We start from the raw sequence: 24713 nt of genomic DNA, 5'->3' as shown, positions 1-24713 counted from the left end.
AGTCCTGCGGGATGCATGGCGCCGGTGGCTTTGAGTCATTTAAATTCCCATTTAGGAAAGCAGGAAGCTAAGTGTCCGAGCAAGAGCTCGATAAAGAGAGCCGGAATCTCGAGAACGAAGATCAGGTGACTGATTCAGACGTGGAGTTCGCCGACGCTCAAACGCAGGCTGACGACGCCGGATCCGCTGAGGATTCCGCTGTTGCCGGTGATGCTTCCGTTGACGCAGCGGACGTTGACGCTCCTGCTGAGGGAACCGCCGACGTCGACGCTCCTGTTGAGGTGACCCCGGACGACGAAACTCCCGACGGCGAAACCCCGGAAACTGCCGCGGCTGATGGCGAAACTCCCGAAGCCGAAGAGGCCGAGGATGAGGTCGACCCTGCCGAGGAATTCAAGGCGAAACTCCGCCGCCAGGAAGGTGACTGGTACGTCATCCACTCCTACGCCGGTTACGAGAACCGCGTCAAGACCAACCTTGAGAACCGCATCCAGTCGCTGAACATGGAAGAGGAAATCTTCGAAATTCAGGTCCCGATGGAAGAGGTTGTCGAGGTCAAGAACGCCCAGCGCAAGATCGTGAACCGGGTCCGTATCCCGGGTTACGTGCTGGTCCGCATGTACCTGACGGACGAGTCCTGGGGCGCCGTCCGGCACACGCCGGGCGTCACCGGCTTCGTCGGCAATGCGCACAATCCGGTTCCGCTGCGCCTGGACGAAGTGTTCTCCATGCTGGCTCCCGTGTTCGAGAAGGCTCCGGAAACGTCCGGCGGCGCCGCACAGACTGCCGCTGCACCGATCACCGTCGACTACGAAGTCGGCGAATCGGTCATCGTCAAGGAAGGCCCGTTCGAGACGCTGCCGGCCACCATTTCCGAGATCAAGCCGGAGTCCCAGACCCTGGTCGTCCTGGTATCGATCTTCGAGCGCGAAACCCCGGTCTCGCTCTCATTCGGCCAGGTCGCCAAGATCTAGCTTTTCAATAATGCTTCGCGCCGGCCGGACCCGCTTAGTCCAGTTGACGCGGCGACCACCTCGCCATGGTGGTCAAAGAACCTCAGGTACGCTCCTGTGCCTGAGGAAGACAATGACAGAAGGACCCGAAATTGGCTCCCAAGAAGAAGGTCACCGGCCTCATCAAGCTGCAGATCAATGCAGGTGCTGCTAATCCAGCTCCTCCGATTGGTCCTGCCCTTGGTCAGCACGGTGTCAACATCATGGAATTCTGCAAGGCGTACAACGCCGCAACGGAATCCCAGCGCGGAAACGTTATCCCGGTGGAAATCACGGTCTACGAAGACCGTTCATTCACCTTTGTCACGAAGACCCCGCCGGCTGCCGAGCTGATCAAGAAGGCTGCAGGCATCCAGAAGGCTTCGGCAACGCCCCACACGGTGAAGGTCGCAAACCTCTCCAAGGCTCAGGTCGAGGAGATTGCTTCCACGAAGATGGAAGACCTTAACGCCAACAACATGGAAGCAGCAGCGAAGATCGTTGCAGGCACCGCACGTTCCATGGGCATCACGGTCGACGGCAAGTAAAGCCTGAACCGCTAAACAAAACTACAAACGCCGTCGGCTCAAGAAGTACGACGGCGAGTGGCAGGGCCGCGCGCGGTCCGCAGACCACAACTGCACAAGGAGAAAAAGCAGATGGCAAAGCGCAGCAAAGCATACAGGGCAGCTGAGGCCAAGATTCAGGCCGACAAGCAGTACACGCCCGTCGAGGCGATCAACCTGGCGAAGGAATCCAATCCTTCGAAGACGGACGCGACCGTTGAGGTTGCCTTCCGCCTGGGCGTTGATCCCCGCAAGGCGGACCAGATGGTCCGTGGAACGGTGAACCTCCCGCACGGTACAGGTAAGACCGCCCGCGTTCTGGTTTTCGCAACCGGCGACAAGGCAGACGCGGCAGTTGCCGCCGGCGCCGACTTCGTTGGTTCCGATGACCTGATCGAGCGGATCCAGGGCGGATGGACGGACTTCGATGCCGCCGTCGCAACTCCGGACATGATGGGTAAGGTTGGCCGCCTCGGCAAGGTTCTGGGTCCCCGTAACCTGATGCCGAACCCGAAGACCGGAACGGTCACCCCGGATGTAGCCAAGGCTGTTGAGGACATCAAGGGCGGAAAGATCGACTTCCGCGTTGATAAGCACTCGAACCTGCACTTCATCATCGGCAAGGTTTCGTTCGACCGCGAGAAGCTGGCCGAGAACTACGCGGCAGCACTGGAGGAAGTCCTCCGCCTCAAGCCGTCCGCCTCGAAGGGCCGCTACCTGTCGAAGGCGACCGTCAGTACCACGTTCGGCCCCGGCATTCCCGTCGACCCGAACATCACCAAGGTCCTGGCCGACGCGTAACAACTCCTGACGTTCCCGCCGGTCCGTTCATAACGATCGGCCGGCGGAGGCGTTGAGCAAAGGGTCCGTGCAGCAAATGCTGCACGGGCCCTTTGGCGTTTAAGCCGGGGCTAAACTGTCTGCCATGACATCGGCACCCTGGCGGATCGAACACCTCCATGTCCCCGCTTCCCTCGAAACGGAGGATGCAGCGGATTTCATTGCCGCGGGCGATCTGAGCAACCTCGTCGAGGGGCTGCGTTGGGGGAACAATGACCACTGGGTCAGTTCAGGAGTCCGGCTGGCCGCTGCACAGCCAAGTCCCTATACCGGGCGGCGGGGATTCGTCGCGAAGGTGGACGGACGGGTGGTGGGCCGTGCCGACGTCGAACTTCCCCTCACGGACAATGAGGATGTCGCCTACCCCTATGTGATTGTGCATCCCGGGTATCAACGCCAGGGTCTCGGTTCCGAGCTCTACGCCACCCTCGAGGAATGCATGAAGGGTGAAGCGCGCAGGGTGTTCATGGCCTGGACGGACCACGTGGCGGATTTCGACGTCGAAGCCGACGGGGGAGTGCGGCCGCACAGTGGTCCCGGGAGGCTGCCGGTGGATTCCGGCGTCGTACGCTTTTCCCAAGGGCTTGGCTATGAGCTGGAGCAGGTGGAGCGGTTCGGCGTCCTGCACCTGCCGATTGACCGGGATGCGGTTTTTGCGGCCGAACGGGATGCCCAGCGGGTAGCGGGGGACGAGTATGAACTTCTGGTATGGCAGGACCAGTGCCCGGACGACGCCGTCGACCAGTATGCGGAGTTGCGCCGGCTGATGAGCATCGACGTCCCGCTCGGGGAATTGGAGAGCAAGCCGGAAGTATGGGACGCGGCACGGGTGCGGGAGTCGGAGCGGAAGCTGCTGGAGCAGACCGGGCACAGCCTGGTGGTTGCAGTGCGGCATCGCCCGACCGGCAAGCTTGCCGGGCATACCATTCTCGAGTATTTTCCGGAGCGTCCGGAGGTGGTGTACCAGGAGGACACCTTGGTGCTGAACTCACACCGTGGCCACCGGCTGGGGATGCTGCTGAAGGCGCACAACCTGCTCCGGCTGCACGAACTCAGGCCGGAAAGCCGACGCCTGTACACGTGGAACGCGGCCGAAAACGTCCACATGCTCGATATCAACATCGCCCTGGGCTTTGTTCCGGCCGGCTACGTCGGGGCCTGGCAGAAGAAAATCCGCTAGCCCTGCGCTTCGTGCTCTGCGCCACATCGGTATTAGAGTAGACAAATGCGCTCAAGCAATGCGGCGATAGTTGATTTTTACGTGGGGATTTAATGAAGACGCTGTCCGTGCAGGTCGAGCAACTGTGGGTACCGGACTCACTTGATGAGGAAGGTGCGGCAGACTTTCTCGCTGCTGTGGAGGTGGCACGGCAGGTGCGCGTGCAGACGTGGGGCAACGATGACCTCGCCTACACACCGGAAGAGTTCCTTGAGGCGTTCAATGATCCCTACGAGCGGCTGGTCGTGCTGGTGGCGAAAATCGGGACCAACATCGTGGGCCGCGCCGGGATTTCCATGCCACTGGCTGAAAACACCGAAATCGCCATCGTCTCGCTGGAGATCCTGCCCCGTTACCAGGGCGGCGGCGTCGGGCGGGAACTCTTGGATGCGGCTGAACATTTCGCGCGTGGGGAGATGCGCCGGACTGTTCTGGTCGAGACACATCACCCGGGCGCGATGCTGGAAGACACCGACGGACGCGTGGTGCCAGCGGCGTATGGCGACGGCGTCCTTCCGCTGGCCAGCAGGGAAGTGGCCTTTGCACAAAGGACCGGTTATGAGCTCCAGCAAGTTGAGCGGTTCAGCTCCTGTGCGCTGCCGCTCGATTCGGCTCTGCTGCAGCAGCTGAAACAGCAGGCGGTGGAGGTCTCCGGCCCCGACTACGCCATTCACACATGGACGGACACCTGCCCTGCGGAGTGGGTCCGCGATATGGCCGTCCTCGAGGACCTGATGGGCGGGGAGGAGTCCTTCAGCGCCTACGGTTACGACGACGACGAGCAGGCCGAGGAGGCACGCGCCAATGACGTCCGTGCTGGTGATTCCCGCGGTGATTCCCGCGGTGATTCCCGCGGTGACGACGCGCGCGGTGATGACGCCCGCGTCCGCGAGGCGGAGACACTGGCAAGTGACAGCGGCCGGCAGACCATGGTGTGCGCCGTCGAGCACCGCCCCACCGGACGGTTGGTCGGATTCACTGCCATCAGCATTCTGGGCCACCGTGACGACGTCGTTTTCCAGGACGATACGCTGGTGTTGCAGGAGCACCGCGGCAGGAAGCTCGGCATGCTGATCCGGGTCTGCAATCTGGAACGGCTCGCTCTCGAGCAGCCCGCGGCCCGGCGGCTCTACGCCTGGAATGCCGCCGAGAAGGACTATATGGCCGTGGTCAATGATGCACTCGGTTTCACGACGGCCGGGTATACGGGGGAGTGGCGGAAGCAGTTCGACGCCTGAGGGCAGGCGGCAGAGGCTTGATCGCGGCATCGACGGCTCATGCGCGGCCGGTCCTGCGGAGGCAGGCGATTTGTTATGTCCACCGGCGATCCCGTAGGCTTGAAGGACCAAAGACCGTCGGTCACCAGGTTCCCGTTCATTTGAGTGGATAAAACCTGGTCGAAAGTCCCCGCGCCAGGGGCGGCCTGCGCAGGTGAACGAAGCATTTCCTCCAATGTTCAGCCATGTTCGGCATGGCCAACACTGTAGAGGCGAAGCCCCGTACATCTGTGCGGGGCGTTTTTTGTGCCAGCCCGCATTGCGGGTACGGACCCGAAACGACCGGCATTATTCCCGGAAGGAGGGTTATGGCAACGCCAATCAAGGTGTCCGCAGTTGAAGAGCTTACGGAGAATTTCCGTACGTCGAATGCGGCAGTCCTAACCGAATACCGTGGGCTTACCGTTGCACAGCTCCAGGAGCTGCGTCGATCACTGGGCGAGGACGCAAGTTACTCGGTCGTGAAGAACACCCTGACTGCACTCGCGGCGAAGGAAGCCGGTGTCGATGCATTCGACGGCCAGCTTGCCGGACCCACCGCGGTTGCCTTCATCAAGGGTGACGCAGTCAAGGCTGCCAAGGGTTTGACGGACTTCGCGAAGGCCAACCCACAGCTCGTTATCAAGACCGGTTACTTCGAAGGCAAGTCCATGGACGCCGCCGGAGTCAACGCATTGGCCGCCCTCGAGTCGCGCGAACACCAGCTCGCACGCGTCGCTGGCGTCCTGAAGGCCCCGATGGGTCAGCTGGTCCGCACGGTTGAAGCACTGCGACTCAAGCGCGAAGAGGGAGCACCTGCTTCAGAGGCTCCAGCCGCTGAGGAAGCTCCCGCCGAGGAGACGCCCGCAGCCGAAACCCCCGCCGAAACGGAAAGCACGGAGGCCCCGGCCGCCGATGCCGCACCTGAAGCGGATGCTGAGACCACGAAGGACTAGTTCCTCACAGCACCATCCCTGACTTCCGACGGGAGCAGGACTGACGATCCCGGCCGTTATCTGCGGCCACCACAAAGAAAAGGAGCGCCACCCATGGCTAAGCTCACCAACGACGAGCTCATCGAAGCTTTCAAGGAATTGACCATCGTCGAGCTCTCTGAGTTCGTCAAGCAGTTCGAGGAGACCTTCGACGTCACCGCTGCTGCTCCGGTTGCTGCTGCAGGCGGCGGCGCCGCTGTTGAAGAAGCCGAAGAGCAGACCGAATTCGACGTTATTCTCGAAGCTGCCGGCGACAAGAAGATCCAGGTCATCAAGGAGGTGCGCGCTCTTACCTCCCTCGGCCTCAAGGAAGCCAAGGACCTGGTCGATGGCGCACCGAAGCCTGTTCTGGAAGGCGCCTCCAAGGACGCCGCCGAGAAGGCCAAGGAGTCCCTCGAGGGCGCCGGCGCCACGGTGACCCTGAAGTAGTCTTTCTCCAGACACCCGCCGCCGTCCGGCGGCAGCAAGAAGCCCGCGTGATGATTCACGCGGGCTTCTTTGCGTCTGAGGTAGGTTTGCCGTTGCGGTGGCGAACTCGGCGCCGGAACATACCGAGGCGGCACCCTATCGTCACGGTGGCGCGTCGGCGTAGCGCCTTCCCGCCCAGGTAGCCCGTTGCAATGGGCTACCTCGAGGGGGAAGCCGCTACCTCAGTGGGCAGCGACACCAGCGGATGGCTTAGTCGCGGTAGAGGAGCAGCGCTTCGCCCTGTCCGCCGCCACCGCACAGCGAGACGGCGGCCTTGCCGGTTTCGCGGCGGCTCAACTCGTGCGCGGCATGTCCGGCCAGCCGCGCGCCGGAAGCACCGATCGGATGGCCCAGCGCGATCGCTCCACCGTGCAGGTTGCACTTGTCCAGGCTGATCTCCAGGTCCTTCAGGGACTGCACGGCAACGGAACCGAAGGCCTCGTTGATCTCGATGAAGTCCAGATCGTCCTTGCTCCAGCCCGCCTTCTCCAGCGCGGCCTTGATGGCGTTGGACGGCTGTGAATGCAGCGAGTTGTCCGGTCCCGCCACCTGCCCGGGAGCTCCGACGACGGCGAGGTAGTCGAGCCCGAGGGCCTCGGCGTTCGCGCGGCTCGTCAGCACCAGTGCTGCGGCGCCGTCGCTCAGCGGGGAGGAGTTGCCAGCGGTGATGCTGCCTTCCTTGTCGAAGGCCGGCCGCAGTTTGCTCAGCGACTCCACGGACGTGTCCGGGCGGACGCCCTCGTCGGTTTTGACCACAATCGGGTCGCCCTTGCGCTGCGGCACCGAGACCGGGGTGATTTCGTCGTCGAACACGCCGTCCTTCATTGCCTTGGCTGCGCGCTCATGGGATGCGGCCGCGACCTCGTCCTGGGATGCGCGGTCGATGCCGAGCACCCCGTTCTTGCGTTCGGTGGAAGCGCCCATCGACTCGTCGTCGAACGCGTCCGTCAGTCCGTCGCGGGCGACCGAGTCGACGGCGGACATGTTGCCGTAGGTCCAGCCCTGGCGGACACCGGGCAGCAGGTGCGGCCCGCGGGACATCGATTCCTGGCCACCTGCGACGACGACGGTGGCGTCACCGGCACGGATCAGCCGGGCGGCGTCGGATACGGCGGCGAGGCCGGAGAGGCACACTTTGTTGATCGTCACGGTGGGGACGTTCCAGCCAATCCCGGCCGCGATGGCGGTCTGCCGCGCGGGGTTTTGACCGGCACCGGCCTGGACCACCTGGCCCATGATCACGGCGTCGACCTTGTCGGCACCGACGCCGGACTTCTCCAGTGCCGCGGCAACGGCCTTGGCACCGAGTTCGACGGCGGTGAAGCTGGCCAGCTGCCCGTTCAGGCGTCCCTGCGGGGTGCGCGCGGCCGACAGAATGACCACGTCATTTGGGTTGGCACTCATCTTGATCAGATCCCTCTTTCGATATGAGTTCCCGGGGCCGCGGGGGCGTGCCGGAAATGTCTGCAACCGCACAGTTACAGCTTTTGTATCGAATCTAACAGGTTTGGCTGGAAGCTTGATGTACAGTTACTGCAGGAAATGCTCCGCTACCTCGGTTCCCGGCCCCGCAGGCCGGTAAAGGTAATGCGTCGAGCGCTGGACTCTGGACGCCGTCTGGCGTACAGTAGATATTTGCGTCTTCCCTCTTAACCCTTTAAGCCTTCATATAGCGGTGGGCTTCGCCGCGGCACGTTGTTGGGCCAGCCTGAATGGGCTTTTCTGCAGCGCTTCGCCGCTGGCGGCGGATCATATAGCGGATCCGGCAAGGTAGTGCAACGAGACTACCCCAGTATCGTCGGGAAGCGCTTGATCGCCTGAAGGTCTGTGGAAGGATCCCTCTTGGTCGCCTCGAGCACCCCAAATAACGAAACCGCTAACAGTGCGGCTGACAATTCTCTGGCAACGGACGGAGCGTCACGCCGGCTTTCATTTGCGAAGATTCACGAACCGCTGGACGTACCGAATCTTCTCGGCCTGCAAACCGACAGCTTTGACTGGCTGGTCGGCAATGAGCGTTGGCAGGAGCGGATTGAACAAGCTCTTGCCGAGGGTCGTCAGGACCTGCCGGTTACATCCGGACTCTCCGACATCTTCGAAGAGATCTCTCCGATTGAGGACTTCCAGGGCACCATGTCCCTGAGCTTCTCGGAGCCGGAATTCGCCGATCCCAAGTACACCATGGAGGAGTGCAAGGACCGCGACGCCACCTACGCCGCCCCGCTTTACGTCAAGGCGGAGTTCATGAACAACAACACGGGCGAAATCAAGCAGCAGACCGTGTTCATGGGCGACTTCCCCTTGATGACCGAAAAGGGCACGTTCGTCATTAACGGCACCGAGCGTGTCGTCGTCTCCCAGCTGGTCCGTTCCCCGGGCGCCTACTTCGAGCGCGCCGCCGACAAGACCAGCGACAAGGACATCTTCACCGCCAAGATCATCCCGTCCCGCGGTGCATGGTTCGAGCTGGAGATCGACAAGCGCGATCAGGTCGGTGTCCGTCTGGACCGCAAGCGCAAGCAGTCCGTCACCGTGCTGCTCAAGGCGCTTGGCTGGACCGAATCCATGATCCTGGAAGAGTTCGGCGAGTTCGATTCCATCCGCGCCACGATGGAGAAGGACACGACCGAGACCAAGGAAGATGCCCTGCTGGACATCTACCGCAAGCTCCGTCCAGGCGAGCCGCCGACAGTTGAGGCAGCGCAGTCCCTGCTGGACAACCTGTACTTCAACCCGAAGCGCTATGACCTGGCCAAGGTCGGCCGCTACAAGGTCAACCGCAAGCTGGGCACCGATATCCCGCTGGGCCAGCCGAATTCCTCCGTGCTGAACACCGAGGACATCGTCGCGATGATCAAGTTCCTCGTCACCCTGCACGCCGGCGGCAAGACCATTTCCGGCAAGCGCGACGGCGAGAACCACGAGATCCGCGTCGAGGTCGACGACATCGACCACTTCGGAAACCGCCGCATCCGTGCGGTCGGCGAGCTGATCGAGAACCAGGTCCGCACTGGTCTGTCCCGTATGGAGCGCGTTGTCCGCGAGCGGATGACTACCCAGGACGTCGAGGCGATCACCCCGCAGACGCTGATCAACATCCGCCCTGTCGTGGCCGCGATCAAGGAGTTCTTCGGAACCTCCCAGCTCTCGCAGTTCATGGACCAAAACAACCCGCTGGCCGGTCTGACGCACAAGCGTCGTCTTTCCGCGCTGGGCCCGGGTGGTCTGTCCCGTGACCGCGCCGGCATGGAAGTCCGTGACGTCCACCCCTCGCACTACGGACGTATGTGCCCCATCGAAACCCCTGAAGGTCCGAACATTGGCCTGATTGGTTCGCTGGCATCCTACGGCCGCATCAACGCGTTCGGCTTCATCGAGACCCCGTACCGCAAGGTTCACGATGGCCAGGTGACCGACGAGGTTGTTTACCTGACTGCCGATGACGAGATCGACGTCGTTATTGCCCAGGCGAATGCCCCGCTGACCGACGATGAGCGCTTCTCTGAGGACATGGTCCTGGTGCGCCAGCGCGGCGGTGGCGGCGAGCCGGTGCTGATTCCGGCCACCGAGGTCGAGTTCATGGACGTTTCCCCGCGCCAGATGGTGTCGGTCGCGACGGCCCTGATTCCGTTCCTCGAGCACGATGACGCCAACCGCGCCCTGATGGGTGCGAACATGCAGCGCCAGGCTGTCCCGCTGATCCAGTCCGAGGCGCCGTACGTCGGCACCGGCATGGAGCGTTCGGCAGCTGTTGACGCCGGCGACGTCGTTATTGCCGCCAAGGCCGGCGTCGTCTCCGAGGTTTCCGCTGATCTCGTTGTCATGCTGAACGACGACGGCACGGAGACCAACTACCGCATCGCCAAGTTCAACCGTTCCAACCAGGGCACGGCCTACAACCAGCGCGTGCTGGTCACCGAAGGCCAGCGCCTCGAGGTTGGCGGCATCATCGCGGACGGTCCTTCGACCGACCACGGAGAGCTTGCCCTCGGCAAGAACCTGCTCGTGGCATTCATGTCCTGGGAAGGCCACAACTTCGAGGACGCCATCATCCTCTCGCAGCGCGTTGTCTCCGACGACGTCCTGTCCTCGATCCACATCGAGGAGCACGAGATCGATGCCCGCGACACCAAGCTCGGTGCCGAGGAGATCACCCGGGACATCCCGAACGTCTCCGAGGAAATCCTGGCCGGACTGGACGAGCGCGGCATCATCCACATCGGTGCCGAGGTTGAGGCCGGCGACATCCTGGTTGGAAAGGTCACCCCGAAGGGTGAAACCGAACTGACTCCGGAGGAGCGCCTGCTGCGTGCAATCTTCGGCGAGAAGTCCCGCGAGGTCCGCGACACGTCCCTGAAGGTTCCGCACGGCGAGTCCGGCACCGTCATCGGCGTCCGCGTCTTCGATCGCGACAACGACGACGAGCTGCCCCCGGGCGTGAACCAGCTGGTCCGCGTGTACGTGGCCAACAAGCGCAAGATCACCGACGGCGACAAGCTTGCCGGCCGCCACGGTAACAAGGGCGTCATCTCCAAGATCCTGCCGATCGAGGACATGCCGTTCCTGGAAGACGGAACCCCCGTCGACATCGTGCTCAACCCGCTGGGTGTTCCCGGACGTATGAACGTCGGCCAGGTGCTGGAAACACACCTCGGCTGGGTCGCCAAGCAGGGCTGGAAGATCGAGGGAGACCCGGACTGGGTCCAGGCGCTGCCGAACATGCCGCGCGAAACCGGTCCGACCAACGTCGCCACCCCGGTCTTCGATGGTGCCCGCGAAGAGGAAATCACCGGACTGCTGGATTCGACCAACGTCACCCGCGACGGCAACCGTCTGATCGGTTCCTCCGGCAAGGCCCTGGTCTTCGACGGCCGCTCCGGCGAACCGTTCCCGGACCCGATCTCGGTCGGCTACATGTACATCCTGAAGCTGCACCACTTGGTCGATGACAAGATCCACGCCCGCTCCACCGGTCCGTACTCCATGATCACCCAGCAGCCGCTTGGTGGTAAGGCACAGTTCGGTGGCCAGCGCTTCGGCGAGATGGAAGTCTGGGCCCTGGAAGCGTACGGCTCCGCCTACACGCTGCAGGAACTGCTGACGATCAAGTCCGATGACATCCACGGCCGCGTGAAGGTTTACGAGGCCATCGTCAAGGGCGAGAACATTCCCGAGCCCGGCATCCCTGAATCCTTCAAGGTGCTGATCAAGGAAATGCAGTCCCTTTGCCTGAACGTCGAGGTGCTGTCGCAGGACGGTAACTCGCTTGATATGCGTGACTCGGATGAAGAAGTCTTCCGGGCCGCGGAGGAACTCGGTATCGACCTGTCCAGGGCCGAACCGAGCTCCGTCGAAGAGGTCTGATCCTCTTTCCGTAACCCGAAACGACTTTAGATTTAGAGACAAGAGAGAACAGGGACCCTATGTCCAACGAAGAATCCTCCTTCGGCCACATGCGCATCGGCCTGGCCACCGCGGACCAGATCCGCGATTGGTCCTATGGCGAAGTCAAGAAGCCCGAAACCATCAATTACCGTACCCTCAAGCCTGAGAAGGACGGTCTGTTCTGCGAGAAGATCTTCGGACCTTCCCGCGACTGGGAATGCTACTGCGGCAAGTACAAGCGTGTCCGTTTCAAGGGCATCATTTGTGAGCGTTGTGGCGTCGAAGTAACCCGTGCCAAGGTGCGCCGTGAGCGGATGGGCCACATCGAGCTGGCCGCCCCGGTCACGCACATCTGGTACTTCAAGGGTGTTCCTTCCCGTCTGGGCTACCTGCTGGACCTGGCGCCGAAGGACCTTGAGAAGATCATCTACTTCGCTGCCTACATGATCACCAGTGTCGACGACGAAGCACGTCACGCCGAGCTGCCGAACCTGCAGACCGAGCACGACATCGAGAAGAAGAACAAGGTCGACACCCGCGACTCCGACATCGCCGCGATCGCCCGTCAGCTCGAGGACGACCTCGGCAAGATGGAGGCCGACGGCGCGAAGGCTGCCGAGAAGAAGAAGGCCCGCGACGCCGCCGACCGCCAGATGGCGAATGTGCGCAAGCGTGCCGACGCCGAGATCGAGCGGCTCGAGCAGGTCTGGGACCGCTTCAAGAACCTCAAGGTCGCCGACCTTGAAGGTGATGAGGGACTGTACCGCGAACTGCGCGACCGCTACGGCCTCTTCTTCGAAGGCGCCATGGGTGCCGACGCGATCAAGGCCCGCCTTGAGAACTTCGACATGCACGCCGAAGCCGAGCACCTGCGCGACATCATCCAGAACGGCAAGGGCCAGCGCAAGACGCGTGCCCTGAAGCGCCTGAAGGTTGTCAACGCGTTCCTGACCACCACCAACAGCCCGCTGGGTATGGTGCTGGACGCTGTCCCGGTGATCCCGCCGGAACTGCGCCCAATGGTCCAGCTCGACGGCGGCCGGTTCGCGACGTCGGACCTTAACGACCTGTACCGCCGCGTGATCAACCGCAACAACCGCCTGAAGCGCCTGCTTGACCTCGGTGCCCCCGAGATCATCGTGAACAACGAGAAGCGGATGCTCCAGGAAGCGGTCGACAGCCTCTTCGACAACGGCCGCCGCGGCCGTCCCGTCACCGGACCGGGCAACCGTCCGCTGAAGTCACTGTCCGACATGCTCAAGGGTAAGCAGGGCCGGTTCCGCCAGAACCTGCTTGGTAAGCGCGTCGACTACTCCGGCCGTTCGGTCATTGTTGTCGGTCCGCAGCTTAAGCTGCACCAGTGTGGTCTGCCCAAGCAGATGGCGCTGGAGCTGTTCAAGCCGTTCGTGATGAAGCGCCTGGTTGACCTCAACCACGCCCAGAACATCAAGAGCGCCAAGCGGATGGTCGAGCGTTACCGCCCGCAGGTCTGGGACGTGCTCGAAGAGATCATCACCGAACACCCGGTGCTGCTCAACCGTGCGCCAACCCTGCACCGCCTCGGTATCCAGGCATTCGAACCGCAGCTCGTTGAGGGTAAAGCTGTCCAGCTGCACCCGCTGGTCTGTGGCGCGTTCAACGCCGACTTCGACGGCGACCAGATGGCTGTCCACCTGCCGCTCTCCCCGGAGGCTCAGGCCGAAGCACGCATCCTGATGCTGTCCTCGAACAACATCCTGAAGCCGTCCGACGGACGTCCGGTCACCCTGCCTTCGCAGGACATGATCATCGGTCTGTACCACCTGACGACCAAGCGCGTCGGCTCCGCCGGCGAAGGGCGCCAGTTCGGTTCGCTGGCCGAGGCCATCATGGCCCACGACCAGGGCTCGCTGCACCTGAACTCGACGGTGAAGATCCGCCTGACGGATTACACCCCGAACGAGGGATGGCAGGCGCCCGAAGGCTGGGAGCCGGGTCAGCCCGTCACCGTCGAGACGTCACTCGGACAGGTGCTCTTCAACGAGACCCTGCCTGATGACTACCCGTGGGTTGACGCCGTGGCCGACAAGGGCCAGCTCTCGACGATCGTCAACGATCTCGCCGAGCGTTACCCGAAGGTCATCGTCGCGCAGACGCTGGACAACCTGAAGGACTCCGGTTTCTACTGGGCAACCCGCTCCGGCGTGACCGTTGCGATTTCGGACATCGCCAAGCCGGCGGAAAAGCCTGCCATCCTCGAGAACTACGAGGGCCAGGCCGCCAAGGTGGAAAGCCAGTACGAGAAGGGACTGATTGCCGACGACGAGCGGCGCCAGGAACTGATCGACATCTGGAACAAGGCCACCAACGAGGTTGCCGACGCGATGCAGAAGAACCTTTCGGCGTCGAACACGATTAACCGCATGGTCTCCTCGGGTGCACGTGGTAATTGGATGCAGGTCCGTCAGATTGCCGGTATCCGTGGCCTGGTGGCGAACCCCAAGGGTGAAATCATCCCGCGTCCGATCAAGTCCTCCTACCGCGAGGGCCTGTCGGTGCTGGAATACTTCATCGCCACGCACGGTGCCCGTAAGGGTCTGGCCGATACTGCTCTGCGTACCGCTAACTCCGGTTACCTGACACGTCGTTTGGTCGACGTGTCGCAGGATGTCATCGTCCGCGAAGACGACTGCGGGACCGAGCGTGGCCTGACGCTGCCGATCGCCCTCGAAGTTGGAGGCGAGCGGACGCTGCACGAGGATGTCGCATCCAGCGTGTACGCCCGTACCTTGGCAACCGACGTCGTCGATTCCAATGGTGAGGTTCTTGCAGAAGGCGGCGCCGACGTCGGCGACGTCCTCATCGACCGGTTGTTCAAGGCCGGGGTCACCGAGATCAAGATCCGCTCCGTGCTGACTTGTGAATCACGGGTGGGAACCTGTGCGCAGTGCTACGGCCGCTCCCTGGCCACGGGTAAGACCGTGGACATCGGCGAGGCCGTCGGCATTATCGCCGCACAGTCCATCGGTGAGCCGGGTACCCAGCTGACGATGCGTACGTTCCACACCGGTGGTGCTGTTTCCGCTTCCCGCGGCGACGACATCACCCAGGGTCTGCCCCGTATCCAGGAGCTGTTCGAGGCACGTACGCCCAAGGGTGTCGCGCCGATCGCAGAGTCCGCGGGCCGGGTCACTATCGAGGAGACCGAGCGCCAGCTGCGCCTCATCGTCACCCCCGACGACGGATCCGAGGAGCAGGCCTACCCGGTTCTGCGCCGTGCCCGCCTCTTGGTTGAGGACGGCGACCACGTCGACGTCGGCCAGCAGATGGTCGTCGGTGCCGTGGACCCGAAGCAGGTTCTGCGTATCCTTGGCCCGCGTGCCGCCCAGAAGCACCTGGTGGACCAGGTCCAGGGCGTGTACCGCAGCCAGGGTGTTGGTATCCACGACAAGCACGTCGAGGTTATCGTCCGGCAGATGCTGCGCCGTATCACCATCATCGAATCCGGCGACTCCGAGCTGCTCCCCGGCGAGCTGGCCGAGCGTGGCCGTTTCGAAGAGGAGAACCGGCGCGTCGTGTCCGAGGGCCAGACCCCGGCATCGGGCCGTCCGGAGCTGATGGGTATCACCAAGGCTTCGCTGGCGACCGATTCCTGGCTGTCCGCGGCTTCCTTCCAGGAGACCACCCGGGTTCTGACCCAGGCGGCCATGGAAGGCAAGTCCGATCCGCTGCTCGGCCTGAAGGAAAACGTCATCATCGGTAAGCTGATCCCGGCCGGTACCGGCCTGGCACGCTACAACGACGTCAAGGTTGAACCGACTGAGGAAGCGAAGGCCAATCTCTACACCGGCCCGAGCGCCTTCAGCGACTTCGACTACGCAGGAGTCGGCGGAGACGTGAACCCCGAGTTCCACGCCATCCCGCTCGATGACTACGACATGGGCACCGAATACCGGTAACCACTCACCGGATTCACCCAAACGAAGAGCCCCGTACCGAAAGGTGCGGGGCTCTTCGCGTGCCTGGGACGGTTCTTGGTCCAGGCAGGGCCAAGTCGCGCCGCGGATCTGTTGCACACGTCACTACCTGTGAGCTAAACTACAAACGTTCGCAACTCGTACATGTGTGCGCATACCGTTCAATATTTGGAAGCCGCTTTTGGCGCTGGCAGATGTGAGCGGGGGATGTGGGGGCGTCTGTCGGCGGACTGACATAACGACAATGAAGTGTGTGAGACAAAGGAGCCGACCATGCAAATGCTCAAGCAGGGAAAAGGTGGATCAGTGCCGAACTCCAGACGCAACTTAAGAAAGCGCGCACTGCGCGTGACTGGTACTGCGGCTGCCGCTGTGAGTCTGCTCGGCTTGACTGCTTGTGGCAGCGGCGGCGGAGGAGGAAGTGAATTTCCTTCCGAGACCATCGAAATGATCATCCCGTATTCCGCGGGCGGCAGTACTGATGTCAGCGTCCGCGGTATGGCTGCCATTGCAGAGGACACTTGTGGCACGAACATAATTGCGAGTAACCAGACCGGCAGCGCAGGAGCCGTCGGGTTCACCGCAACCGCGAATGCCGCGCCCGACGGTTACACCGTTGGTGCCACCGCCACCGAGCTGGCCTATCTGTACAAACTGGGTATCACCGACGTCAACCCTGAAGACGTCAAGGGCGTCATGAGGTATGCGCTCAACCCGCATGTGTACTTCGTTCCCGCTGACTCCCCCTACAAGACGATGGAGGAGCTCATCGCTGCGGCTGAAGACGGGGAGACGATCAACGCTGCAACCAGCGGAACCGGGTCCGTCTATCACCTGGCTGCGGCAGGACTCGCCGTCGAAGCGGGGGTGAAGGATTCCTTCAGATACTTGCCCTTTGAAGGCGGCGCCTCCGCGGTGCAGGCAACGATTGGCGGCCAGGCCGATCTCACCGTTGTTGTCCTGAGCGAAGCCATCGGCCAGGTCGAATCCGGCAGGTTGCGGCCGCTGGCCGTAGCGGGAGAGGAGCGGCTCGACGCCATCCCGGATACTCCGACGCTGTCTGAAATCGGAATCGATTGGACTTCCGCTTCCCACCTCGGTCTCGCAGTGCCGGCAGAAACCGAAGACGCCACCGTCCAAAAGCTGGATAGCTGCCTTCACGAGGCAATCGAGTCGGAGGAGTTCCAGCAGTCCATGGCCGAGCAGAACCTGACGCTGGACTACCTTCCCCCGAAGGAATTTGCAGATTACCTGAATGGGCTCACAGAGCAGTATTCAAAGGTAATCGACGAAGTCGGAATAGGCGCGGAGTAGTCCCTCATGACAACCAATTTGGGTGACCGGATAGCGGGAGTGCTGCTGCTGGCACTCGCGGTATCCGTGTTCGTGTACAGCTTCACGTTGCCCGACCCGGTCCAGACGCTGGATCCCGGCGTCGCAGCATTTCCACGGGCACTGGCAGTGGTGATCGGGCTGCTCGCACTGGTTCCCCTGTTGCGTCCGCAGCCCGGTGAAGCGCTGCCTCGGGACGGCAACGCCTGGCGCATCGTCGGCACGGTGTTGCTGCTGGTCGGATATGCCCTGGTTCTCGACGTCATCGGTTTTGTCATTACCACGGTGCTGTTCATCCTGGCGGAACTGTTGTTGTTGGGAATCCGGCGGCCGGTGACGCTGATCGTTATGCCACTGGGAGTCGGTCTGGGATTGTTCTACCTTTTCCGCGTGCTTCTCGGTGTGGCTTTGCCGACCAGTGGCTTGGGAGGTTTGCCGATATGAGTAATTGGCTCGCAGGCATGGAAGCTGTCCTGGACCCGTCGGTACTGATCCTGACGGTCCTGGGAATTCTGCTCGGCGTCGTCGTTGGGGCGATGCCAGGGTTATCGGCAACAGTGGGCATTGCGGTATTTCTGCCCTTCACGTTCACGCTGGATCCGCTGCCCGGCCTGGTACTGCTGTTGGGAATCTACAACGGTGCCTGTTATGCCGGTTCCATCCCGGCCATCCTGCTGAGGACGCCGGGTACACCGGCCTCAGCGGCCACGGTTTTGGACGGGTATCCGATGACCCGGAAGGGGCAAGCAGGCTACGCGCTCAGCGTCTCGTTGGTGGCATCTGTTGTGGGCGGATTCCTGGCGACGGTGATGTTGATCGTCTCGGCACCAGCGGTCGCCGAAGTTGCCCTGCAGCTCGGTCCCGCCGAGTACTTCGCGTTGGCAGTCCTTGCCCTGACGATCATCGCCTCGTTGGGCGAGGGGGCGCTGGCCAAAGGCGTGATCAGCGCCGCAATTGGTGTGCTGATCGCGATGGTCGGACTGGATGGCATTTCCGGTGCGCAGCGCTTTACCTTCGGTAATACCGAACTCAGTGGCGGCATCGAACTCATCGCCTTGCTGGTGGGGCTCTTCGGCGCAGCCGAGGCATTGTTCCAGATTGAACACATGCACAAGGAAAACCGGGTATCGACAATGGGCAGCTTCAGACTAAAGCTGGCCCAGCTGCGGTACATGGGGCCGACGACGATAGGCAGCGGTGTGCTCGGCTTCTTCATCGGAGCCCTTCCAGGAGTCGGCGGCGATATCGGCGGCTACGTTGCCTACAACGAGACCCGGCGGTTTGCCCGTGGCGACAAAAAGGTGTTCGGCCAGGGCGATGCGAGAGGTGTAGCGGCAGCGGAATCGGCCAATAACTCGGCCCAGGTCGGTGGTCTGGTGCCAACGCTGACGCTCGGAATTCCCGGTAATACAGCGGCAGCGGTCCTGATTGGTGCCCTGCTGGTCCAAGGACTGCGCCCCGGACCGCAGCTGTTCGAATCGAACCCTGACCTTGTCTACGGCTCGTTCATTGCGATCCTGGTTGGATTTGTGGTTTTGCTGGTGGTCGGTGCCGTCGGTATTAGGGCTTGGGCGCAGGTCATCCGGATTCCACCGGCACTGCTTTGGCCGATTGTCTTGATCCTATCCATCGTGGGTGCGTATGCGGTACGGACCAATCCGTTCGACGTTCTGGTGATGCTGGTGGCCGGTGTGCTGGGCTACTTCATGATGAAGGGCGGATTCCCGATTGCGCCGCTGCTGATCGGCGTGATCGTTGGGCCGCTCGCCGAAGACAATTTCCGCCTGGCCATGATCCAGTACGGCGGCAGTTACAGCTGGATGCTCCAGCCACTGCCGTTCGTGCTGCTCGCACTCGGCGCGGCATCGCTGTTCTTCTCACTCTGGCGGGCTAAGAAGGGCCGCAAGGAGTTGTCGGAAGAAGTGGAAAACACGAACCAGAAGTGATTCCAAATCCGTATGCGGCGGGAATGCTTCCGCCGCATACGGCTACCGGTTCCGGCCCGGTCTCAGCACTCGCATCCTGCAGGGCTCATGCAATACCACAAGGACGAAGGCGGCGGTCGCGGCAGCGGACAATGCCGCGGTAGTGATTTCTGCCAGTGGGAAGCCAACTCCCGTAGAGGATGAAGCGATGAGCAATAGCATCCAAGCGGCGGCGACTGCTGCGAAAGCTGCACCTGCCGCCGTCGGCGCCGAATTCCCGGAACGCAATACGAAGTAGCTTGCGACACTACCGATAACGCCCAGGAACGTGCCTGCGATAGCTCCGAAGATCAGGTTCCAGGTCAGCAGTCCGACGACGACATCAGGAGCGTCGGCTTTGGCGTAGCTCAGCCAATATGTTGCCGGCGCTGTCATAGCTCCTGTCAACGCCGCTATGGGGATCAGCCAAAAGACTGCATTGACGCGGATCATGACGGACCGGTCTCTTTGCCCGTTGGAGGATCTCCGGATCCGTCGTGGTCCGGGCCGGTGTCATCGGCGCCCAACGCATCCTCCTGAAATGGCTTTTCCTCGGCCTCGGGCATGTTTGGCCGGAAGCCGCTGCCACCAGCGAACCGCGAATCGCTAAGGGGTGCATAGGCAAAGTATCCGCCTCCGGCTCCGGGCTGCGGATACGGCCCGAAATCCCTATCTTCGTCTTCGCCTCCACCGAAACCATCCCGGCCCCCGGCCCCGGTGCCGGTGCCGCTGCCGAGCAGGCTTCGGGTGAGGGCTGCGGTGTCGGCCATCAGCTCATCGACTGCGGCGAACAGGTGCCGCTCAGCAATGTCTGTTCCTTCGAGCGTCGCGGCGACGACGGAGCGGCGCACCAGTTCCTTGGCAAAGGATGCGGTTGTCCCGGCAGTGCGTTGCGCGGCCTCTGCGATGGCCTCCGGGCTGAAAGCAATATGCCGCGCGTAAAGGGTTAGCAGTGCCGCCCGCTCCACTGTTTCCGGCAGGGGAATCTCGACCGCCAGATCCACCCTGCCCGGACGCTGGGCGAGCGCTCGTTCCAGCATGTCCACACGGTTGGTGGTGAGGATGAAGGCTACGTCGGCGTCGTCGTCTAGACCGTCCATGGCATCGAGAACCTCGAAGAGGAGCGGCTGCGGTCCGTGCCCAAAGCTACGGTCTTCTGCGATCAAATCGCAGTCCTCAAGGATGACCATGGAGGGCTGCAATGCACGGGCCATTCGGGCGGCCTCGGAAATGTAGGCGAGCGAACCGCCGGAGAGGATGATCGCCGTCGTACCCTCACTTTGGCTCAATAGGTAGCGCACGGTGTGTGTTTTGCCGGTTCCCGGCGGCCCATAGAGCAAGATGCCGCGTTTGAGATGTTGGCCCAGGGACTTCAGCGCCGTCCGGTGCTCCGCCATTCCAACAGCGTGGTCCGCTACTTTCTGCAACAACCCCGCGGGCAAAATAACGTCCGACGGCGTCAACCCGGGCCGGGCGTGGAAAGTCACCCCGGCCCCCATGGAGCCATATTCGTCCATGGTCAGCGAGACCACCTGACCCTTCAGCACGCTGCGCGTTTTCATCCCGGTCCGCACTGTCGCGAGGAAATCCGCGACAACGTCCGAATCAGGTGAAAGCACTTCCAGCAGTGCCGTTGGACGGTCAAATCCGGGACTTGCTTTCCGTTGCAGCACGGCCAGCGGTGCACCTGCGTACTTGAACAACCAGATCCCGAGGGCTACCGCCTGCCGTTGTTCATTGGGGCCGACGGCCAGGTTTGCATAGTCAGGCTGGGCCAGCGGAAACTGCGGGAACATATGGGCCTGCTGGAGCATGTCGCTCAAGGAGGAGTGGTGGCGCTGGTCGCCGCCGCCGATACCAACCAGTCGCTTGTCCGGGTCCTCGGCTGTCAGCTCTGCCAGCAGGATGTCGACGTCGACGAACCGGTGTGCCGGAATCTCCTCCACCACGACCGGAATTTCATGCGCCGGACCGCCAAGGTGCTCAGTGAGAGTGGCAAGCAACTGCTCACCTCTGGGAAACCGCTGCTGCCTCGCCTGCGCCAGCTGCACCAACTCGGCGAAGTCATCCATGAACTTCCCCAGATTCTCCGTCATGGCATGACATTACCAGGGCTCCCGGGACTACGATCGAGCCATGGACGCAGACGTCATCGTTGTTGGTGCCGGCCTCGCCGGCCTGGTTGCAACCGCAGAGCTTGCCGACGCCGGCAAAAGGGTCATCCTGCTGGAGCAGGAACCGGAGGCGAGCCTGGGCGGGCAGGCTTTCTGGTCGCTGGGCGGACTGTTCATGGTCAACACCCCGGAGCAGCGCCGGATGGGGATTCGCGACTCGCATGAACTCGCCCTCCAGGACTGGATGGGAAGCGCCGGTTTCGACCGGGACGAGGACTACTGGCCACGTAAGTGGGCGGAAGCCTACGTCGATTTCGCGGCAGGGGAGAAGCGGGCCTGGCTGCGCGAAAAGGGGCACCGGATCTTCCCGGTCATCGGCTGGGCGGAACGGGGCGACGGCCGCGCCAACGGGCATGGGAACTCTGTTCCCCGTTTCCACCTCACTTGGGGCACCGGCCCCGGCATCATGGAGCCATTCGAAAACCGGGTGCGCGACGGCGTCGCCGAGGGCTTGGTCTCCCTGCGTTTCCGGCACCGCGTGGATGAACTGGTCAAGACCGGCGGCGCGGTTGAAGGCGTCCGCGGCAAGGTCCTTGAGCCAAGTGACGCCGGCAGGGGAGAGGCGAGCAACCGGAACGGGATCGACGACTTCGAGCTGCGCGCGCAGGCGGTCATCGTCACGTCCGGCGGCATTGGCGGCAACCACGACCTGGTGCGGAAGGCGTGGCCGGCACGGCTCGGCAATCCGCCGGCGCGGATGATCTCCGGCGTTCCTGCCCATGTGGACGGGCGCATGCTGACAATCACCGAAGCCAGTGGTGGGAGGATCATTAATCCGGACCGGATGTGGCACTACGTGGAGGGCGTTCAGAACTGGAATCCGGTCTGGGAGAACCACGGCATCCGCATACTGCCGGGGCCGTCGTCGTTATGGCTCGATGCCGAGGGTCGGCGGCTCCCCGCCCCACTGTTCCCGGGGTTCGATACCTTGGGCACGCTCGAGCACATTGTGAAGACCGGCTACGACTACAGCTGGTTCATCCTGACGCAGAAGATTATCGAGAAGGAATTTGCGCTGTCCGGCTCCGAGCAAAATCCGGATCTCACCGGCAGGAGCATCAAAGACGTCCTGGCCCGCGTGAAACGCGGTGCGCCGGCGCCGGTCCAGGCCTTCAAGGACCATGGGCGGGACTTCGTGGTTGCCGATACGCTGACGGAACTGGTGGGCGGCATGAACGCCTTGACCGGCGATGGACTGATCGACGCCGGAACGCTGGAACAAACCATAGTTGCCCGGGATCGGGAGATCCTCAATCCGTTCAGCAAGGACGCACAGGTCACGGCAATCCGTGGAGCCCGGCGATACCGCGGCGACAGACTGATCCGGGTAGCTTCGCCGCACCGCCTGCTCGACCCAAAGGCCGGGCCGCTGATCGCCGTCCGGCTCAATATTCTCACCCGCAAGACGCTTGGGGGATTGGAGACCGATCTGCAGGGCCGCGTGCTCCAGGTGGGCGGTGAAGCTTTGCCCGGTCTCTATGCAGCGGGTGAAGTCAGCGGATTCGGCGGCGGTGGGATGCACGGTTACAACTCGCTGGAAGGAACATTCCTGGGAGGATGCCTCTTCTCCGGCAGGGCCGCGGGACGCGCGGCGGCGGCGGCCGTCGGTTAATAGCCATGAGGGCGGCACAGTCAACCTGGCACAGCCACCGCGGCACAGCTACCGCGGCACAGATAACACGGCATTGCTCTGCCCGGTGTTCAACTCAATAGTTGACAGTTCAACTCCGAGCTGGAACACTTTATATTGAAGCGTCAACCAATTAGGCGCGAAACGGCTTGATTCGCACGCTGTGATACCAACTAAATCTTCCTATCGAATGGTGAAACATATGAACAACCCCTCACTGAATGCTGCTGCCCGCACGGTCCTCCGCGTCGTCGCCGGCTTCCTTTTTGCCGCGCACGGCTGGCAGAAATTCAACGAGTTCACTATTGCGGGCACCCAGGGCGCCTTCGCCGAGATGGGCGTTCCCGCTGCGGACATCGTGGCCCCGGTTGTGGCCACCCTTGAGCTCGCCGGCGGAATCGCGCTGATTCTCGGCCTGTTGGCCCGGCCGTTTGCCATTCTGCTGACCTTGAATATGCTCGGCGCCATCGTTTTGGTCCATGCTCCCGCCGGAGTGTTCGTGACGGCGGGCGGCTACGAGCTTGTCCTCATGCTCGGCGCAGCGGCACTGGCCGTGGCTCTGGTCGGTCCGGGGCGGCTGTCGCTGGACAACGCAATCTTTGCCCGTAAGGGTTCGAAGCTGAACGCCCTGGCATAACCGTCGTTCCATCGCTGCCATACCGGCACCGGCTGGTGGCTCCATTTCGGAGTTGCCGGCCGGTTTCGTCTGTGCCGTGCGGTCGCCCCGGTTTCGTCTGTGCGGTGCGGCCGCCGGATCTCCGGGCGGATTGGAAAGTCTGCTAGGATGGAAGTCAATTGTTTGTGTGGCAGTGGATGAAGGCCGGTTTCAACCCAGATTTCTGATCTGGCGACGAAGCCGGGGCCTGTTTCCGGGTTGCAGGGTTCTTGTGCAACGAATGCCACGTTTTTGCATGCCTAGGCTCCTTCTGCGAATGGACCACCGCAAAGTGTGCAGATTGAGTCAACAGTGCTTTGCTTCGGCAGTCCGCCGTCGTCCGGTTTCAATGATCCGGGCAGGATGGGGCCGCGGGGGCCGAGTGAATGAGAATTATCTCGAGAAAATACGGAGAACACGAAAGTGCCTACGATTAACCAGCTGGTCCGTAAGGGCCGCACCCCCAAGGCGACCAAGACGGACGCCCCCGCGCTGCAGGGCAGCCCGATGCGCCGTGGCGTCTGCACCCGTGTGTACACCACCACCCCGAAGAAGCCGAACTCGGCTCTGCGCAAGGTCGCCCGTGTACGCCTCAACGGTGGCATTGAAGTTACCGCCTACATCCCCGGCGTGGGACACAACCTGCAGGAACACTCCATCGTGCTGGTGCGCGGCGGACGTGTGAAGGACCTGCCCGGTGTCCGTTACAAGATCGTGCGCGGTGCGCTTGATACCCAGGGTGTCAAGAACCGCCAGCAGGCCCGCAGCCTGTACGGCGCGAAGAAGGAGAAGAAGTAATGCCCCGTAAAGGCCCGGCGCCCAAGCGCCCACTAGTTATTGATCCGGTTCACGGATCCCCGCTGGTCACGCAGCTGATCAACAAGGTCCTGGTTGACGGCAAGAAGTCGACCGCTGAGCGCATCGTTTACGGTGCACTCGAAGGCGTCCGCACGAAGTCCGGCGGAGACCCCGTTGCAGCCTTGAAGAAGGCCATGGAAAACGTGAAGCCGGCCCTCGAGGTCCGCTCCCGCCGTGTCGGTGGCGCCACCTACCAGGTCCCCGTCGAGGTCAAGCCTGGTCGTTCAACCGCCCTCGCGCTGCGCTGGCTGGTTGGCTACTCCAAGGCCCGCCGCGAGAAGACCATGACCGAGCGCCTCCAGAACGAGATTCTGGATGCCTCGAACGGTCTCGGTGCCGCTGTGAAGCGTCGCGAAGACACCCACAAGATGGCCGAGTCCAACAAGGCCTTCGCCCACTACCGCTGGTAGAAAACCGACGTAC

At 62.6% G+C, this 24713-nt stretch carries 19 protein-coding genes; 16 read left to right on the top strand and 3 right to left on the bottom strand.

Features of this window, described 5'->3' with window-relative positions; translation table 11 throughout:
* The first annotated feature begins 71 nt into the window (after window positions 1-71).
* The 7 genes from nusG to rplL all read left to right on the top strand — a co-directional run bounded on the left by nusG (window position 72) and on the right by rplL (window position 6297).
* The gene (gene nusG / locus ACX80B_RS09000; RefSeq protein WP_459295253.1) at window positions 72-974 is read left to right on the top strand and encodes a transcription termination/antitermination protein NusG; all 903 of its coding nucleotides are present in this window, start codon (window positions 72-74) and stop codon (window positions 972-974) included.
* Window positions 975-1105: 131 nt separating this feature from the next.
* Entirely contained in the window at window positions 1106-1540 is a 435-nt protein-coding gene (gene rplK, locus ACX80B_RS08995; protein ID WP_459295251.1) for a 50S ribosomal protein L11, read from the top strand.
* A 111-nt stretch (window positions 1541-1651) separates the two neighbouring features.
* Window positions 1652-2359: a 50S ribosomal protein L1 gene (gene rplA, locus ACX80B_RS08990; protein ID WP_459295249.1), complete on the top strand. Its 708-nt coding sequence runs from the start codon at window positions 1652-1654 to the stop codon at window positions 2357-2359.
* A 124-nt stretch (window positions 2360-2483) separates the two neighbouring features.
* On the top strand, window positions 2484-3578 hold the full coding sequence (locus tag ACX80B_RS08985) for a GNAT family N-acetyltransferase (RefSeq protein ID WP_459295247.1): 1095 nt from the start codon (window positions 2484-2486) through the stop codon (window positions 3576-3578).
* A 92-nt stretch (window positions 3579-3670) separates the two neighbouring features.
* Window positions 3671-4855 (top strand): GNAT family N-acetyltransferase, encoded by a 1185-nt coding sequence (locus ACX80B_RS08980; RefSeq protein ID WP_459295245.1) that lies wholly within the window; start codon window positions 3671-3673, stop codon window positions 4853-4855.
* Between the two features lie 347 nt (window positions 4856-5202).
* Entirely contained in the window at window positions 5203-5829 is a 627-nt protein-coding gene (gene rplJ, locus ACX80B_RS08975) for a 50S ribosomal protein L10 (RefSeq protein ID WP_459295243.1), read from the top strand.
* Window positions 5830-5922: 93 nt separating this feature from the next.
* Window positions 5923-6297 carry a 50S ribosomal protein L7/L12 gene (rplL, locus tag ACX80B_RS08970; RefSeq protein ID WP_459295241.1) on the top strand — a complete coding sequence of 125 codons (375 nt, stop codon included), beginning with the start codon at window positions 5923-5925 and terminating at the stop codon, window positions 6295-6297.
* Between the two features lie 249 nt (window positions 6298-6546).
* On the opposite strand, the gene ACX80B_RS08965 is transcribed toward rplL, so the two are convergent.
* Entirely contained in the window at window positions 6547-7740 is a 1194-nt protein-coding gene (locus ACX80B_RS08965; protein WP_459295239.1) for an acetyl-CoA C-acetyltransferase, read from the bottom strand.
* A gap of 438 nt (window positions 7741-8178) precedes the next feature.
* Here ACX80B_RS08965 and rpoB point away from each other — a divergent pair, with 438 nt between their 5' ends.
* From rpoB to ACX80B_RS08940, 5 genes are all read left to right on the top strand, one after another.
* Window positions 8179-11700, top strand: a complete 3522-nt coding sequence (gene rpoB, locus ACX80B_RS08960) for a DNA-directed RNA polymerase subunit beta (protein ID WP_459295237.1) — start codon at window positions 8179-8181, stop codon at window positions 11698-11700.
* 59 nt (window positions 11701-11759) lie between these two features.
* Window positions 11760-15659 carry a DNA-directed RNA polymerase subunit beta' gene (locus ACX80B_RS08955; protein ID WP_459295235.1) on the top strand — a complete coding sequence of 1300 codons (3900 nt, stop codon included), beginning with the start codon at window positions 11760-11762 and terminating at the stop codon, window positions 15657-15659.
* A gap of 366 nt (window positions 15660-16025) precedes the next feature.
* The gene (locus ACX80B_RS08950) at window positions 16026-16991 is read left to right on the top strand and encodes a tripartite tricarboxylate transporter substrate binding protein (RefSeq protein ID WP_459295233.1); all 966 of its coding nucleotides are present in this window, start codon (window positions 16026-16028) and stop codon (window positions 16989-16991) included.
* 6 nt (window positions 16992-16997) lie between these two features.
* Window positions 16998-17453 (top strand): tripartite tricarboxylate transporter TctB family protein, encoded by a 456-nt coding sequence (locus ACX80B_RS08945; RefSeq protein WP_459295231.1) that lies wholly within the window; start codon window positions 16998-17000, stop codon window positions 17451-17453.
* Window positions 17450-18955, top strand: coding sequence for a tripartite tricarboxylate transporter permease (locus ACX80B_RS08940; RefSeq protein WP_459295229.1), 1506 nt, complete (start codon window positions 17450-17452; stop codon window positions 18953-18955). Before ACX80B_RS08945 ends, ACX80B_RS08940 begins: the two co-directional genes overlap by 4 nt.
* 42 nt (window positions 18956-18997) lie before the next feature.
* On the opposite strand, the gene ACX80B_RS08935 is transcribed toward ACX80B_RS08940, so the two are convergent.
* Both ACX80B_RS08935 and ACX80B_RS08930 read right to left on the bottom strand, forming a co-directional pair.
* Window positions 18998-19369 carry a hypothetical protein gene (locus ACX80B_RS08935; RefSeq protein ID WP_459295227.1) on the bottom strand — a complete coding sequence of 124 codons (372 nt, stop codon included), beginning with the start codon at window positions 19367-19369 and terminating at the stop codon, window positions 18998-19000.
* A 53-nt stretch (window positions 19370-19422) separates the two neighbouring features.
* The gene (locus ACX80B_RS08930; RefSeq protein WP_459295225.1) at window positions 19423-21069 is read right to left on the bottom strand and encodes an AAA family ATPase; all 1647 of its coding nucleotides are present in this window, start codon (window positions 21067-21069) and stop codon (window positions 19423-19425) included.
* 40 nt (window positions 21070-21109) lie between these two features.
* On the opposite strand from ACX80B_RS08930, the gene ACX80B_RS08925 reads away from it, so the two are divergent.
* The 4 genes from ACX80B_RS08925 to rpsG all read left to right on the top strand — a co-directional run bounded on the left by ACX80B_RS08925 (window position 21110) and on the right by rpsG (window position 24700).
* Window positions 21110-22759: an FAD-binding dehydrogenase gene (locus ACX80B_RS08925; RefSeq protein ID WP_459295223.1), complete on the top strand. Its 1650-nt coding sequence runs from the start codon at window positions 21110-21112 to the stop codon at window positions 22757-22759.
* Between the two features lie 220 nt (window positions 22760-22979).
* A complete protein-coding gene (locus ACX80B_RS08920; RefSeq protein WP_459295221.1) occupies window positions 22980-23414 on the top strand; it encodes a DoxX family protein in 435 nt (144 codons plus the stop codon).
* A 441-nt stretch (window positions 23415-23855) separates the two neighbouring features.
* Window positions 23856-24230, top strand: coding sequence for a 30S ribosomal protein S12 (gene rpsL / locus ACX80B_RS08915; protein ID WP_459295219.1), 375 nt, complete (start codon window positions 23856-23858; stop codon window positions 24228-24230).
* Window positions 24230-24700 carry a 30S ribosomal protein S7 gene (gene rpsG / locus ACX80B_RS08910; RefSeq protein WP_459295217.1) on the top strand — a complete coding sequence of 157 codons (471 nt, stop codon included), beginning with the start codon at window positions 24230-24232 and terminating at the stop codon, window positions 24698-24700. The genes rpsL and rpsG overlap by 1 nt, the downstream gene beginning before the upstream one ends.
* The last annotated feature ends 13 nt before the right edge of the window (window positions 24701-24713 follow it).

The sequence above is a fragment of the Arthrobacter monumenti genome (genome assembly GCF_054511255.1).
Note: the sequence above shows the minus strand (reverse complement) of the source record. Positions and strands in the feature narration are given on the sequence as shown.

Excerpts from the sequence above, each read along its gene's own strand:
- ACX80B_RS08985 (WP_459295247.1), top strand. The coding sequence starts at position 2,484 with ATGACATCGGCACCCTGGCGGATCGAACACCTCCATGTCCCCGCTTCC.
- ACX80B_RS08955 (WP_459295235.1), top strand. The coding sequence starts at position 11,760 with ATGTCCAACGAAGAATCCTCCTTCGGCCACATGCGCATCGGCCTGGCC.
- ACX80B_RS08945 (WP_459295231.1), top strand. The coding sequence starts at position 16,998 with ATGACAACCAATTTGGGTGACCGGATAGCGGGAGTGCTGCTGCTGGCA.
- rplA (WP_459295249.1), top strand. The coding sequence starts at position 1,652 with ATGGCAAAGCGCAGCAAAGCATACAGGGCAGCTGAGGCCAAGATTCAG.
- rplL (WP_459295241.1), top strand. The coding sequence starts at position 5,923 with ATGGCTAAGCTCACCAACGACGAGCTCATCGAAGCTTTCAAGGAATTG.
- ACX80B_RS08920 (WP_459295221.1), top strand. The coding sequence starts at position 22,980 with ATGAACAACCCCTCACTGAATGCTGCTGCCCGCACGGTCCTCCGCGTC.
- ACX80B_RS08940 (WP_459295229.1), top strand. The coding sequence starts at position 17,450 with ATGAGTAATTGGCTCGCAGGCATGGAAGCTGTCCTGGACCCGTCGGTA.
- rpsG (WP_459295217.1), top strand. The coding sequence starts at position 24,230 with ATGCCCCGTAAAGGCCCGGCGCCCAAGCGCCCACTAGTTATTGATCCG.
- ACX80B_RS08935 (WP_459295227.1), bottom strand. The coding sequence starts at position 19,369 with ATGACAGCGCCGGCAACATATTGGCTGAGCTACGCCAAAGCCGACGCT.
- ACX80B_RS08930 (WP_459295225.1), bottom strand. The coding sequence starts at position 21,069 with ATGACGGAGAATCTGGGGAAGTTCATGGATGACTTCGCCGAGTTGGTG.
- ACX80B_RS08925 (WP_459295223.1), top strand. The coding sequence starts at position 21,110 with ATGGACGCAGACGTCATCGTTGTTGGTGCCGGCCTCGCCGGCCTGGTT.
- rplJ (WP_459295243.1), top strand. The coding sequence starts at position 5,203 with ATGGCAACGCCAATCAAGGTGTCCGCAGTTGAAGAGCTTACGGAGAAT.
- ACX80B_RS08965 (WP_459295239.1), bottom strand. The coding sequence starts at position 7,740 with ATGAGTGCCAACCCAAATGACGTGGTCATTCTGTCGGCCGCGCGCACC.
- ACX80B_RS08980 (WP_459295245.1), top strand. The coding sequence starts at position 3,671 with ATGAAGACGCTGTCCGTGCAGGTCGAGCAACTGTGGGTACCGGACTCA.